This is a genomic window from Amycolatopsis sp. NPDC051102 (genome assembly GCF_040682815.1).
Taxonomy (GTDB): domain Bacteria; phylum Actinomycetota; class Actinomycetes; order Mycobacteriales; family Pseudonocardiaceae; genus Amycolatopsis.
Map to the genome: position 1 here is coordinate 1 of NZ_JBFBBT010000004.1, position 14328 is coordinate 14328.

10 protein-coding genes and 2 pseudogenes are annotated in these 14328 nt (G+C 70.1%); 5 read left to right on the plus strand and 7 right to left on the minus strand.

Annotation, left to right across the window (positions count from 1 at the left end):
• Positions 1-272, minus strand: a pseudogene (locus AB0M93_RS14405) (Crp/Fnr family transcriptional regulator); the annotation flags it as partial.
• A gap of 402 nt (positions 273-674) precedes the next feature.
• Here AB0M93_RS14405 and AB0M93_RS14410 point away from each other — a divergent pair.
• Positions 675-1439, plus strand: coding sequence for a hypothetical protein (locus AB0M93_RS14410; protein ID WP_364272939.1), 765 nt, complete (start codon positions 675-677; stop codon positions 1437-1439).
• Positions 1436-2707 (plus strand): hypothetical protein, encoded by a 1272-nt coding sequence (locus AB0M93_RS14415; protein ID WP_364272942.1) that lies wholly within the window; start codon positions 1436-1438, stop codon positions 2705-2707. The genes AB0M93_RS14410 and AB0M93_RS14415 overlap by 4 nt, the downstream gene beginning before the upstream one ends.
• Before the next feature lie 10 nt (positions 2708-2717).
• Here AB0M93_RS14415 and AB0M93_RS14420 read toward each other — a convergent pair whose 3' ends face one another.
• A complete protein-coding gene (locus AB0M93_RS14420; protein WP_364272945.1) occupies positions 2718-3734 on the minus strand; it encodes an autoinducer 2 ABC transporter substrate-binding protein in 1017 nt (338 codons plus the stop codon).
• A 283-nt stretch (positions 3735-4017) separates the two neighbouring features.
• Here AB0M93_RS14420 and AB0M93_RS14425 point away from each other — a divergent pair, with 283 nt between their 5' ends.
• Positions 4018-4470 (plus strand): DUF4396 domain-containing protein, encoded by a 453-nt coding sequence (locus AB0M93_RS14425; RefSeq protein WP_364272948.1) that lies wholly within the window; start codon positions 4018-4020, stop codon positions 4468-4470.
• Positions 4471-4508: 38 nt separating this feature from the next.
• Here AB0M93_RS14425 and AB0M93_RS14430 read toward each other — a convergent pair whose 3' ends face one another.
• From AB0M93_RS14430 to AB0M93_RS14445, 4 genes are all read right to left on the minus strand, one after another.
• A complete protein-coding gene (locus tag AB0M93_RS14430) occupies positions 4509-5744 on the minus strand; it encodes a glucuronyl hydrolase (RefSeq protein WP_364272951.1) in 1236 nt (411 codons plus the stop codon).
• A 222-nt stretch (positions 5745-5966) separates the two neighbouring features.
• A complete protein-coding gene (locus AB0M93_RS14435; RefSeq protein WP_364272954.1) occupies positions 5967-7193 on the minus strand; it encodes a hypothetical protein in 1227 nt (408 codons plus the stop codon).
• An 88-nt stretch (positions 7194-7281) separates the two neighbouring features.
• The gene (locus AB0M93_RS14440) at positions 7282-8223 is read right to left on the minus strand and encodes a pentapeptide repeat-containing protein (RefSeq protein WP_364272957.1); all 942 of its coding nucleotides are present in this window, start codon (positions 8221-8223) and stop codon (positions 7282-7284) included.
• A gap of 55 nt (positions 8224-8278) precedes the next feature.
• Positions 8279-11212 (minus strand): BTAD domain-containing putative transcriptional regulator, encoded by a 2934-nt coding sequence (locus tag AB0M93_RS14445; protein ID WP_364272960.1) that lies wholly within the window; start codon positions 11210-11212, stop codon positions 8279-8281.
• A 112-nt stretch (positions 11213-11324) separates the two neighbouring features.
• Here AB0M93_RS14445 and AB0M93_RS14450 point away from each other — a divergent pair, with 112 nt between their 5' ends.
• A complete protein-coding gene (locus AB0M93_RS14450) occupies positions 11325-11981 on the plus strand; it encodes a hypothetical protein (protein WP_364272963.1) in 657 nt (218 codons plus the stop codon).
• Positions 11982-12011: 30 nt separating this feature from the next.
• A pseudogene (locus tag AB0M93_RS14455) lies at positions 12012-12764 on the plus strand (PhoD-like phosphatase N-terminal domain-containing protein); the annotation flags it as partial.
• Between the two features lie 60 nt (positions 12765-12824).
• Here the strand turns inward: AB0M93_RS14455 and AB0M93_RS14460 are convergent.
• Positions 12825-13619, minus strand: coding sequence for a Scr1 family TA system antitoxin-like transcriptional regulator (locus AB0M93_RS14460; protein WP_364272966.1), 795 nt, complete (start codon positions 13617-13619; stop codon positions 12825-12827).
• Positions 13620-14328 lie beyond the last annotated feature (709 nt).

A 14328-nucleotide genomic window follows, 5' to 3' on the forward strand; every position in this document is an offset into this window, starting at 1 on the left:
CCGACGGAGTAGGAGAGGCGGCGGTTGACGCGGTAGGCCCCGCCGGAGACTTCGACCCAGGGGAGGAGTTTGAGCAGCCAGCGGCTGGAGATGCCTTGCATCTGGGGGACGGATTTGGTGGTGGTGGTCAGGGTGCGGGCCGCGGCCCGGCTCAGGCTCGAGGGGGCTCGTTCGTCGGTGTCCACGGCATCCACCGGGTCGGTGACAGTCACAGCGAAAACCACCCATTCAATCGCGTCGGCACGCGCCCGCCCCGCGGACGCGCCGGTCATGACGTGCTATTTCTCGATATGCGCGCGGTTTCGCGGCGCCGCGAAATCAACATAGCAACCGGGCGGGGCCGCACAATGACACGATCGGGTCACCGGGATATCCGCCGACGCGTGGCTTGATCATTCCGGGACCTCGTGGTCACCCGCTGTCCCCGGTCGTCACCCGGTCGTGAAGATCGCGCCCCGGGCGCGTAATCCGTGGTAGCGGGGGGTGTGGCGGAAGCGGGCCCGCAGTGCCGGAACTGGGCCGAACCGGCGATCTCCGCGGTCGTTCCGCGGCCACCAGGATGAATTCGGCAATTGCCGGTTGCCTCGCTGGAAATGGGTGCTAACTTGGGCGTTCCCCGGCGGCGGAATGGCCGGGTGGCACTTCCCGCGCGCACCGCGGGTGAAAGGACCCGGATGAACATCTTCGTGGCCGGCAGTCTCTGGGTGGCCGGCGCGGCCCTGGTTGCGGGCGTGATCGCCTACCTGGTGCGCCGGTTCGGCTGGGACGAAGGCCGGGCCGACAACAACGACGCGGCGGGCCAGGTGTTCACGATCGTCGGCGGCCTGCACGCGGTCCTCGTCGCCTTCGTCCTCATCTCGCTGTACGACTCGGTCAGCGAAGCGAGCCAGAACGCGCAGACCGAGGCCGACAGCCTCGTCGCGGCCACCTGGGCGGCCGACGCGCTGCCGGCCGAGACGAAGGACCGGATGCACCAGCTCGCCGCCGCCTACGCCCGGACGGTCGAGGAGCAGGAGTGGCCGCGCCTGGCCGACGGCGGCGAGGTGCCCGCCACCGGCGCGACGCAGCTCGACCGGATGCGCGAGGCGGTGGCGGCCGCCCCGGCCGACGACGACTGGCTGCTGGACCGCAAGACCGAGGCGAGCAACCAGCTCTGGTCGGTCTACCAGGCCCGCCAGCAGCGGCTCGCCCATTCGGGAGCGGGCGGCGTCGGCGCGGTCGTCTGGTTCGCCCTGATCCTCGGCAGCTTGGTCACCGCGATCCTGCTGCCCAACCTCTTCGGCGGCACCCGGCTCGCCGCGCACATCATCATCGTGTCCACCCTGGCCGGCACGATCACGTTGCTGCTGTTCGCCATCTACCAGCTGCAGAACCCGTTCAGCGGCGGCGTGAGCGTGCCTCCCGAGGCGTTCACCTCGGCGCTGGCCAGGCTGGCTTGACCGGCGCCCCGGTCCGCTGGGCGGCGATGCTCGGGGTGGCCGCGGCGGTTTCGGCGCTGCTGGCGGCGACGGGCTGGCTCGCGCCGCCGTCGGCCCGGCGCCCGGCCCGGGCACCGGACGGCTGCACGATCCTGCAGGCGGAGAACGAACGCGAGGGCGCGCCGACGACGCTGCGGCTGCTGTCCCTGCCCGGCGGGACCACCCGGCGGGTGACCCAGGCGGGGTACTGGATCAACGCGATGGGCTACTCCGCCGCGCAGGGCGTGGTCTACGGCGTCGCCGACGGCACCCGCGCCGGCCGGTACGGCCACGGCGCGCACGCGGTGCGGATCGACGCCGCCGGCGCGGTCACCGACCTCGGCGTGATCGGCCGCGCGGGCGCCCGGCGTCCGGTGTGGAGCCTGGTCACCGGGGCCACCGCGGGCGCGATCGACGGCGACCGCTGGTACGTGCGGCAGGGCAGCGATCTGTACACAGTGGACATCGACCCGGCCGGCGTGGACTACCTGCGGGTCGTGCACCGGACGCCGCTGCGCCCGGTGTCGCTCGCCGTCGGCGTCGACGACTTCGCCTTCGACCCGGCGGACGGCCTGCTCTACGGCGTCTCGGGGAGCTCGCACGGCGACAGCCCGGTGGTCACGCTCGACCCGGCGACCGGGAAGGTCGCGGTGGTGCCCGGGCTCGGGTTCCCCGGCGGCACCGCGTACGGATCGGTGGTGCTCGCTCCCGGGGCGATCTACGCCACGGCCAACCGGTACGGGCAGCGCAGCGTCACCTTCCGCCTCCCGCGCGACGGCTCTGACCAGGCCGCCGAGGTCGCGTCGGGGCCGCCGCTGGTGAGCGGCGACGCGGCCGGGTGCTACGCCGAGGCTCCCCCTCCACCGCCGCCGCCCCCGCCGACGTCGACGCCGCCCTCGACGTCCCCGGTGCCTTCGCCGTCCCCCAATCCGCCCCCGCCGACGCCGACGCCGCCCCCCGAGCCGCCGCCACCGCCGCAGCCGCCGCCGGTGGAGCAGCCGGTCGTCCTGCCGCCGTCGCCGGTACCCACGCCGACGCCGGTGGTCAAGCCGACGCCGTCCACTCCGGAGCCGCCGCCTCCGCCACCACCGCCGTCGCCGTCACCTCACGCGCCTCCGACGAAGAAGGCCGAGATAGTCACCTCGGACACCGGGCACCGGACGCAGCAGCAACGCCGCTGGGGCCTGACGGCGCTGATCCTCGTGCTCGGCGGGGGTGCGGCGGCCGCCCACGGGCGACGGCACCGCTGACCGGCGGTGGTCAGTACTTGAACTGGTCGACGTTGTCGGCGGTGATGAGCAGCGGATCGCCCAGCAGGACGGTCTTCGACGGGGCGTCGTACTTCACCGCCGGCAGCTCGAGGCTCACCTTGTTGACCGGGTTCAGCGGCTTGCCGTCGGCGACCTGCTTCGCCGTCCACGCGGTCAGGTAGCCCAGCGACTCGACGTTCCACAGCACCGACTGCGAGCAGGAGCCGTCGAGCAGGAACGGCTTGATGGCCTGCGGCGTGCCGACGCCGACGGTGAACACCTGGCCGATCTTCTGCTGGTCGCCCACGGCCTTCGCGACGCCGGGCGCGGACGTCGTGCACTCGCCGACCAGCCCGGTCAGCGCGGGGTGGCCGGCCATGAGCTGCTTGGCCAGCGCTGTCGCGGTGTCTTCGTCTTCGCCCGCGTACACGGTCTCGACGAGCTGCGCCTTCGGGTAGCGCTCGGCCGCGTATCCCTTCTGGACGGCGATCCAGCTGTTGAGGTTCGCCGCGGCCGGTCCGCAGGAGACGATCGCGTACTGGCCGGTGCCGCCGGTCTTCGCCATCAGCGCGTCGACGAGCGCGGTGCCGATGCCCTGCGCGCTGGCCTGGTTGACGAACACCTCGCGCTGCGTGCCCGGCGCGTCGGTGTCCGAAGTGAGCACGTGGATGCCCTTCGCCCGGGCCTCGGCGATCACCGGCGCGAGCGCGGCCGGGTCGTTGGGCGCCACCACGATGACGTCGACCTTCTTGGCGATCAGGTCACGCAGGATCGTCACCTGCGCGGCCGGGTCGACGGTCGACGGCCCGGTCGTGTGCCAGACCACGCCCAGCTGCTTCGCCGCCTCGAGGCCGCCGGTGTCCATCGCCTCGAAGTACGGGATCCCGCGCACCTTGGGCACGAACTCGATCCGGGTCGGCGACGCCGCGGGCGCGTTGCCCAGCTGGTCCGAGCAGCCCCCGAGCGCGAGCGCCGCGACCAGCGGCACCATCGCGACCAGCCGGAAGGTCTTCGTCGGCCCTCGCATCCCCACCCATTCCTCACTGCGTTCGATCGGTCTGCGCACGGTGAAGACCAAGGGCGAACGTAGGGCCCCGCGTAACTGTGGTCAACGGGATGTGCGCAAAGGGTTACGGAAGTGAGTTCTGCTGCGGGCGTTTCCCGTGGAAGATCGCCTGGTCGGCCGCGTTTGTCACGCAGAGCTACTGCGGACCGCCCTTCCGTGTCCGAGCATCGGCCGCTGGTGCCGGGCGTCCACTTGTGACGCGCGAAACTCGCGCTTAGTACCCCCCAGGGGTATAGTGGCCGGCATGAACGAACAGCACGGAGCTTCGTGGGCGACAGCGATCCAGGCGACCCTGCACTGCCTGACCGGCTGTGCCATCGGTGAGGTGCTCGGCATGGTGCTGGGCACGGCGTTCGGCCTGCACAACGCGGCGACCGTGGTCCTGTCGATCGTGCTGGCCTTCGTCTTCGGCTACGGCCTGACCATGCGGGGCGTGCTGAAGTCGGGGCTCGGCGCGGCGGCGGCGTTCAAGGTCGCGCTGGCCGCGGACACCGTGTCGATCGCCGTCATGGAACTGATCGACAACACGGTGGTGGTGGCGATTCCCGGGGCGATGGACGCCGGGCTGGCCAGCTTCCTGTTCTGGCTGTCGCTGGCGCTCTCGCTGGCGATCGCGTTCGTCGTCACGGTGCCGGTCAACAAGTGGATGATCGGGCGCGGCCTCGGCCACGCCAAGGTGCACGCGCACCACCACTGAAGCAGCGTCCGGGGAGGTGGCGGCCTCCCCGGGCACCGCTAGACGCTCGAAAGGTCGATCGCGCGGTCCATCCCGCGCCGGTCGAGCACCCGCAGGATGCCTTCCAGCAGGTAGTAGTCCGCATAGGGGAGTGATACCTCGATGCCGTCCTCGGCCGGCCGGTTGCGGGTGCAGCGCGCGACGCTCGCTTCGGCCCGGGTGGACTTCGTGGTCAGGCACGTCCGCGACACCGCCGTGAGGATCCGCAGTGCACTCTCCCGGTAGCGGGCGCAGTGCGTCAGCTCGGCGAGGTCCAGCAGGCCGCACGCCATGATCACGCCCGCGGAGGCGTCCTTGACGTCGTTCGGCGCCTGCGGGGCCAGGTAGTCCCACACCGGCACGTTGTCAGGGGTCAGCCGGGACAGCGCGAAGTCCGCGAGCCGGCGGGCCGTGGTCAGGAACTCCGCGTCGCCGGTGCGCCGGTGGATCGTCGTGAACCCGTAGACGCCCCACGCCTGCCCGCGCGCCCAGCACGACGCGGGGCTGTAGCCCTGCACCGTGTTCGGCCCGATCGGCGCGCCGGTGACCGGGTCGAAGTCGAACACGTGCGGCGTCGACCCGTCGGGGCGGACGAAGGTGCGCTGCGCCGTCTTCGCGTGCGCGACCGCGATCTCCAGGTACTTCGGGTCCTGGGTCTGCCGGCTCGCGAACGCCAGCAGGTCCAGGTTCATCATCGTGTCCATGATGACGCGGCCCGCGTTGTTCGGATCGCCGAGCGCACCCCAGGCGCGGATGAAGCCGCCCGCGGGGTTGAAGCGCTTGCTCAGCGACGACGCGGCCTGCACCGCGCCCGCCCGCCACTTCTCGTCGCCGGTGAGCCGCCAGGCGGTCACCCACGAGGGGTAGAAGAGGAAGCCGAGGTCGTGCGTGCTCGTGTCGTTCTGGCGCGGCGCGAGTTTCTCCGCGGAAGCCAGCGCGAGGGTCTTGAATTGTTCCTCGCCGCTGTACAGCCAGGCCAGCCACAACTGGCCGGGCCAGAATCCGCCGACCCAGTCGCCGTTCTGCGAATAGGTCCATTTCTCGAACTTCGTGCCGACCGGAAACCCGGTGACACCGGGGGCCACCGCGCGGAGCTTGGCCACCGCGTAATCGGCCGCTTGGCGGAGCGTCCGGGTGGCCGATGCCTGGTCGGAAGCATCGGGGGTGGCCGCGGAAGCGGCCGTCGGGGTGCTGGCGCCCACCGCCACCGCGGCGCCGGCCGCGGTGGTCAGCAGGGTTCTCCGGGAAACGCTCACAGGTGCCCGCCATTCCGTGATTTCCGTGGGGAAGGGAAGTGCTCGGAATTTTTGCACGACCGGCGGGCGCTTGTACACCCGGCGGACTCTCGTTCACGGTTGTGAATTGTGTGCCGGTGAGCGGAATGGTTCCGGAAAAGGGCGAAGGCCCGGCGGGGGACACCGGGCCTTCGCGGGTCGCGGGGGTGAGGGCAGTCAACCACGCGACGATCGGGCGGGAACTCAGCAGTGCGGGGCGACGGGGCCGTCCGAACCGGTCTGGAGGTAGGTGTCCGAGACGTAGTTGTCCGGACCGATCCGGTCCCAGATGTTCGTGGTGCCGAACTTGCCGGCGACCGTGTCACCCTCGACGTAGCACTCGATGTTCACCTTGGCGTAGTTCGCCGCGAGGCCCTTGACGGCGGCCGAGGTGCTGGCGCTCGCCCGGACGTTCATCGGGTCGCCGGCGGTGCTGACGACACCGGTCGGGCTGGAGCCGGTCCACAGGTAGGTGACGTTGACGTTGCCGTTGTCGGACATGCCGAGCCCGTCGTAGAAGACGCCGTCGCCGAGGTCGATGCCGGCCGGGTTGCCGACCTTGTAGCCGAGGTCGTCCTTACCGCCGTTGTAGCCGTTGTGGTAGGCCGCGTACGCCTCGGGCTGGCCCTGCGGGAGGTCCTTGTACTCGGCGCGCACCGACGCCGGGCTCCAGTAGTCGTCCTTGGTGTTCCACGGGCCCACGTCCCACACCGGCGCGTACTCGCACCGGCTGCCGTCGGTCTTGCAGACGCGCACGGTGTAGGTGCCGCTGCCCTTGCCGGCCAGGGCGCGCCCCGACGGCAGCGCGACGAAGTGGTCGCGGCTGGTGATGACGTGGCCGTTGGCGGTCGTCTGGCCGGTCAGGCCCTCACGGGTGGCGTAGATCTTGTACGTGAGCGCGGTCGTCGCGGCCAGCGCGTTCGCCTGCGGGACGCTGTCGGCGCTCAGCGCGACACTCTTGACCGACGGCCGCACGCCGTCGGTGGTGCTGTGCAGGCTGATCCGCACCTGCACCTCGCTGACGGCGCTCTTCAGCGCGGTCCCGGCGGGCGTCCACTCGGTCCAGTCGTTCGCGCCGGTCCGGCCGCGGACGTCGACGTCGACCGAGCTGCCCCGGGGGGTGTCGGCGGAAAGTGCGGCGCTGACGCGGTTCGCCGCCGAGCCGAGCTTGTGCACGGCGGTGGTCAGGCTGCCCTCGCTGCCGGCGAACACCCGCTCGGTTCTGTGCCACGCGGCGTCGGCCAGCGTCAGCGTTCCGCCCGCGCCGGTGACGTTGACGTCATCGTTGTCCACACTGGACAAATCGGCGGTCCAGCCGGTGTTTCCCGTCGGCGCCGTCGCGGCCTGGGCGGGGCCTCCGGCCAGCGCCGTCAGCGCCCCGGCGGCCAGAACCGCCGCGGTCACGCGGCCGGTCATCTTGATCCGGATCATCCCCGGTTCTCCTCTCACACCTGTTCACTCGAAGGTGTGAGAAGACTGACCGGACGGCGTACATGATCCGTACAAGGAGAATTGTGCGTCAGGTGGCGGGCAACAGAAGTCCTGGTGGCGGGGTCTCCCACGGATCGAACACGGGGGGAGTGGTGTAGTCATCGGGACTGGCCCGGGAAAGGTCGACTTCGCCGCCGGTGAACCTGGCGCCGCGGAAGGTCACTTCGCCACCCGTGAAGGCGGCGCCGTCGAACTGGACGCGGCCGCCGCTGAACTCGGCGTTGTCGAAGGTGACCCGTCCGCCGCGGAAATCCGCGCCGCCGAACCAGACCTCGCCGCCGCAGACGTGCATCCCGTCGAACGACGTCCAGCCGGCGGGGAACCGGGCCAGGCTGAACAGGAGCCGGCCCGCGGGCACCTGGATGTCCGCGAAGTCCGCCGACCGGAGGATGACCCGCAACAGGTTGAACTCGTGGCCCTGCCAGCTGACCGGCGCGCCCGGGCGGAGGTGGTCGCTGATCACGCTCGTGACCGAGAAGCGCACTTCGGACTCTTCGTCGTGGTACCACGGCGAATCCAGCGCGGGTTCGTACGGGATGCGCAGGTACGCGCACAGCACGTCGATGCACACCTGGCGCTGCTCGGCCCACTCGTCGGCGAGGCTGGCCATGGCGTACAACCCGGCGAGCCGGACGGCCGGCTTGTCGTGGCCGATCTGGGCGCACGCGCTCGCGAAGCGGTCGTTCAGGACTTTGACGCGCTCGCGTGCTTCGGCCACCTCGCCGATCCGCTGCTTGCGGTAGGCGACGACCAGCGCCACCACCCCGCCGACGCCCGCCACGACCGACAAGGCGATCTTGATGACGTTCAGCCGGGTGTCGGGGCCGGGTGCGGACGGCAGGCCCAGCGCCAGCCACAGCAGCACGGTCGCGGCCGCGAAGACGCCGAGACCGATCAGGACTACCGCGACGATGTGTCCCCTGATCGACCGGAGTCCGGTGGTCTGCCCGCGCCGGGACGTCGAAGTCACGGCGGGATCTTAGGCCACCGGCGGCTTCCGGAACGGTGGTTTCGCCGGGTGTGCGTCAGGCGGAAACGATGTGCGGCCGCACCTCGGCCACGGGCACCTCTTCCTTCGGCCGCGTCGAAAGCTCCCGCCAGATCGCCAGCGCCCGCTCCGAATAATCCCGTGACCGCTCCGGCTGCGCCAGTGCCCGGTGCAGTTCCCCGAGCAGTTGCGACACCTCCGCCTCCGACCGGCGGTCGCCGTTGCGGCGGTGCACCGCCAGGGAGTTCACCAGCAACAGCTGCGCGTGCGCGAAATCCCCGCTGTGGAGGCACAGCTCGCCCAGGTTCTGGTTCGCGTACCCCACGCAGTGGTCGTCGCCGAGGTCGGTGAAGATCGCGATCGCGCGGTCGACGTGCTCGCGGGCCGCCGCCAGGTTGCCCTGGTGCTGGAACAGCAGGCCCAATCTCTTGAGCGCGTGGGCCTCGCGGTGGCGGTCGCCGATCGAGGCCGACAGCTCCAGCGCGTCGGTGATCCAGCGCTTCGCCGCCGCGTAGCAGCCGCGCGCCATCCAGACCGCGCCCGCGCTGAGGCGGGCCACCGCTTCGCTGTTCGGGTCGTCGGCCTCCGCGAACAGTTCCAGTGCCTCGTGGCAGTGGTCGAGCGCCAGGGCGTCTTCGCCTTCGATGCGCAGGATCGTCGACAGCCCGGTCAGCGCGACGCCGACGCCCTGGGCGTCGCCGATTGACTCGAACAGTTTCTTCGACTCCTCGAACGCCACCCGCGACTCGGCGTACTCGTCCTGGTAGAGCAGGTACTGCCCGAGGTTGCGCTGGACGATCGCCTCCGCCCGCACCGAGCCGGCCCGCCGGGCCGCCGCCAGGGCGATCAGGTGGGTGCTGTGCCAATCGTCCTGGGGGCCGCGCAGGTCGAAGTACGGCGTCAGCGCCGACGCGAGCTGCCACGCCAGGTCGTCGAAGCCCTGCTGGGCGGCCAGCGAAACCGCGGCGACCGTGGTGCGCCGCTCGGCCGCGAACCACTCGGCCGGGTCCTCGGGCAGCACGCCCGCGGGCACCGCGGGGCGCGGCAGCTCGTCGTCGCAGTACATGCCGAAGAAGTGCAGTGGCATCCGGCGCGCCGCCTCGAGGGCGAGGCCGAGGTAGCCCTCCAGCACCCGCCGCAGGCCGGCCCGGGTCTTCGCCGGATCACTGCGCTCCGCCAGCTCCACCGCGTACACGCGCAGGAGGTCGTGCAGCCGGTAGCGCGGCTGCCCGGCCGAATCGGACCCGACGAGCTCGACGAGGTGGCCGTCGACCAGCACGTCGAGCACGTCGTCGGCGTCCCGGCGGCCCAGCACTGCCGCCACCGCCCACGCCGGGAACTGGACCGGCCCGAGCAGGCCCAGCCCGCGGAAGGCGGTGGCCGCCGACATCGGCAGCAGGTCGTAGGACAGCGTCACGCTCGCCCGGACGGCGAGGTCGCCGACGCGCAGCTCGTCGAGCCGGCGGCGCTCGTCGCCCAGCCGGTCGGCCAGCAGCCGCAGCGTCCAGCCCGGCCGGTGGGTCAGCTTCGCGCCGGCCACCCGGATCGCCAGCGGCAGGTGCCCGCACTGGCGCAGGATCGCCGCGGCGCTCTCCGGCTCGGCCGCCACCCGCTCGGCGCCGACGATGCCCTCCAACAGCCGGGCGGCCTCGGCCTCCGGCAGCAGGTCGACGTCCACCGGCTTGGCCCCGGCGAGCCCGGGCAGCCGGAGCCGGCTGGTCACCAGCACCGCGCAGGCACCGGCCCCGGGCAGCAGCGGCCGCACCTGGGCCGCGCTGCCGGCGTCGTCGAGCACCACGCACATCCGGCGCCCGGCCAGCCGCGACCGCAGCAGCGCCGATCGCTCGGCCAGCTCCCGCGGCAAGCCCGCGTCGGGGATGCCCAGCGTGCGGAGCAGTTCGGCGAGCACGCTCATCGGCGCCCGCGGCGACGACGACGTGCCGGCCAGGTCGACGTGCAGTTGCCCGTCGGGGAACTCGTCGCGGACCGCGTGCGCGACCCGCACGGCGACCGCGGACTTGCCGACGCCGGGCGCGCCCGACAGCACGACGACCGCGGGCGTGCCGGAGTCCGCGCGCTTCTGCAGCAGGGTGACGACGTCGTGGATCAGCGTGTCGCGGCCGGTGAAGTCCGGCAGGTCCAGGGGCAGCTGGCAGACCGGGGCCACGTCGGCCGGGCGCGGCACGGCGGCGGCTTCCGGCACCAGCGTCGCGCGCAGCTCGCGCAGCCGGGCGCCCGGTTCGGCGTCGAGTTCCTCGCGCAGGACCCGCTCGGCCGACTCGTACGCCTCGATCGCGTCCCCGGTCCGGCCCGCGGCGCGCAGCGCGACGATCAGGTGCGCCCACAGTTCCTCGCGCAGTGGGTGCTCGGTGACCAGCCCGCGCAGCTCGGCGATGGCCTCGCCGGAGCGGCCGAGGCCGATCCGCGCCCGGAGGCGCTGTTCCTGCACCGACAGCCGCAGCTCGGCGAGCCGGGCGACGGTCGCGCCCCAGCTGTGGTCGTGCGGCAGTCCTTCGAGGACTTCGCCGCGCCACAACGCGTCGGCGCGGTCCATCAGTTTCAGTGCACCTTCGGCGTCACCGCCGTCGAGTGTTTCCTGCGCTTCACCGGCCAGCGCGGCGAAGGTCAGGTGGTCCAGTTCCGCCGGTTCCGCGGTCAGCAGGTAGCCGGACGCCCGGCTGCTGATCCGCTCGCCGAGATCGGGGTGGATCTCGGCGAACCGTCTCCGCAGGGAATGCACGTACGTGCGGATGTTCGCCGCGGCCGACCGCGGCGCCGCCTGTGGCCACAGCACTTCCACCAGCACGTCGGTCGAGACGACGACGTTGGGCTGCAGGGCCAGCGCGGCCAGCAGCAGCCGGGGCTTCGGGCCGCCGAGGGCGATCACCCGCCCGGCGGCGGTGACCTCCAGCGGACCGAGGACGCGGATGGTAAGCGAGGTGGTCTCAACCTGCCCGATGAGTTCCCCCATGTCCCGGACTCTAAGGCCCGTCCGGCGCAGGGGATAGATCCGTTCGGAGTGTCTGTGCGCACACGTGCGCGCTTTGTACGGGACGTGTACGGCCCGGCGTCAAGCTGCCGCCATGAAGCGTTCGAATCTCCGGCGTATCGCCGGTGCGGGGACGATATTGGCCGCGGTCGGCGCCCTGGTGGCGGGCGGTGCCGCCGAAGCGTCGGCGGCGGCGAGCGGCACCGTGAAGACCGCGGGTGACCCGCTCAACGTCCGCCGGGCGCCCACCGCGAGCGCCACGGCCGTCAAGACCGTCGCGAACGGCGCCGCCGTCACCATCGACTGCCAGACCACCGGTTCGTCGGTGACCGGCACCTACGGCACGGGCACGTTGTGGGACTACGTGCCCGCGCTCGGCGGGTACATCTCGGACACCTACGTCTTCACGAACTCCGACGGTCGGGTCGCGCCCGACTGCGGCGTCGGCTCGGGCAGCGGCCAGTGTTCCGACACCTGCGCGGGCGAGGCGCAGTACCGCTCGTCCGACTCCCACTTCCTGGTCTACGACACGAATGCCGACGGCTACTCGGCCGTGGTCGCGTACTGGCTCAAGGGCGGCGCCGGGCCGTTCTACGTCTGGAACTCCGGCGGCGAAGGCACGAAGGCCGACAAGGCCGTCTCCGTCCCGCACGGCGGCTGGGTCTTCTACAAGGTGTGCGTCGCGAACTACACGACGGCCAAACCCGACCTCCAGTCCTGCAGCGACGGCATCACCGACTTCGCGGCCTGAGGCGCGTCCACCACGAGAAAGGGCTTTCCCATGGGTCAGGTCAACCGGCGCAAGGTGCTCCTCGGCGGGCTCGCCGCGGTCACCGCCACCGCGGCTTCGGCGGCGCTGCCGTCGTGGGCGAACGCCCGCACCACGGCCGCCGCGCCCGCCATCCACGATCCCTTCCAGCTCGGCGTCGCCTCCGGCGACCCGCTGCCCGACAGCGTCGTGCTGTGGACGCGGCTTGCGCCGGCACCGCTCGACCCCGACGGCTTCGGCGGCATGCCGGACGCCACGTACGCGGTCGACTGGGAGATCGCGAACGACGCCGCGTTCAGTTCCGTCGTGCAGAGCGGGTCGGTGAGCGCGGTCCGCGCGTCGGCGCACAGCGTCCACATCGAACCCGCCGGGCTGCAGCCCGCCCGCGAGTACTTCTACCGGTTCAAGACTTCCGGCTACATCTCGCCGGTCGGCCGGACGCGCACGGCGCCCGCCGCCGGTGCCGCGGTCAACCAGCTCAAGTACTGCTTCACTTCCTGCCAGCACTGGGAGGAGGGCTACTACCACGCGTACAAGGGCGTCGTGGCCGACGACCCCGACCTGGTGCTGTTCCTCGGCGACTACATCTACGAGAAGAAGTCGGGCCGCACGGCGCAGGAGCGCAACCCGCGCAGCCTGGCCGTCCCCGACGACGCGACCACGCTCGCGCTGTACCGGGCCCGCCACGGCCAGCACAAGACGGACGCCGACCTGCAGGCCGCGCACGCCATCGCGCCCTGGATCGTCGTCTTCGACGACTACCAAACGCGTCAGCGAACAACAGTCTAGCAGCCCCTCTACCAGCCAAGATGCCCCTACAGAGATCTAAGTCAGGGGCGGAGTCGCCGACGCGCGAAGAACTAGTGATCGAAAGGTTCTGAGATAGTTGTCAAGTCCTGCCTCGGTCGTGACGAACACTGTGTTCTGGTGATGTGGCACAGCGACAGCGATGGCGCTGGATCTACAAAGGTACAGGGTAAACGGCTCGATCAGGCCGGGAGGGCAGGCGGCGGCCGAAACGCGGCGCACGGTCACATTTCCCTGCTGTGCAAGGGAATCGATGTGGCTTTCCTGAGAGTCGAAAGTGTGCGCGTCGCAGACGTCAGGTCGGGTAGCTGTCTCGCCAATGTAAAATGTGAACCGCCTTCTCGTGTCGCTTGTCAGCGCAAGCTGGCGTGAGGACCGAATCATCTGACGTTCAACGTTAGCGGCTTCGTTGGTCAAGCCAACCCGTTCAAGGCTGCGAGCATAGTCGGGAGTTTGCAACGCTTCGGGAATTATGGAGGGAGCCCACTCCACTATGTGCGTGGCTCGTTCTCCGTACGCGGCACGCAAGAATTGTTCCTCGCGTCGACTGTATCCCACTAGGTCAAGGCTGCTCGCCTGTGAAACAAGTTCTTCCAGGCGCCGTCGATTTTTGCGGTGAACGCCCAATGATCCTACGATATGTGCGACGTCAGCGATTTCTGCCAGCTGGTATCCCCGCTCTATACTAGACAATGTCGACGGATGTATTCCGACGCGCTTCGCGAGTGTGCGCAGGCTGATTCCACGTGCTTCGCGAGTTTCGCGCAGCCAGCCTGCAAGGACGATAACAGCTGGCCTGTTCCTGTCGATCACCTTCGGGGTACTCCGTTCTTTTTCTTGTCGTCGTGAGGATTGCGGTCTTATAGTGGAAGACGTCCAGAGAATCGACCGGATCGGGATGTGTCATGGGCTGTTGGGTGGCCTCTGGTTCTAAGGGTGACATCGACGTAATTGCCTCTGAGCTCCCTCTTCACTCGTTTCTTGATGCCGGATACGGAGTACTGGGCGTGGCGCCGGAGAAAGTTCCGCCGCTGGCGACCGGATTTGTACTCACTGGCCACCCATGTCAATATGGTGACTAGGGGGACGGCCCCTGTTGCTATGAAGAACAACTCCCAGGCGCTAATCATTTCGGATGGGTCGGTCGTTGAAACGAGCTATGGCCGCCGGAATTAGGGCGATCCAATTTCTCGGCGTAGAGGTCGATGACCTCTGCCAGTGCCAGGAGGAGGGCCTGGCACTCCCGGAGTTCCTCGGGGTGAGGTTCACCATTCCGGATTCTGCCTGCGACTTGCCCAAGCAGGGAACCGACCCTATCGATTAGATTGGCGAGCGTTACTTGTGAACTACCCATTCGCAGTCTTCTTTTCTTGCATGTTAGCGTATTCATCGAGAAGATCAGATAGTTCCCTCAGCATACTCGCGTAATCGCGCACTTTATCCGATGGAATCATATTGACCATGATTGCGTTCGCAATTCCTTCAGCGTGAGCACTCACTGCGCGGAGTGAATCAACCGCCG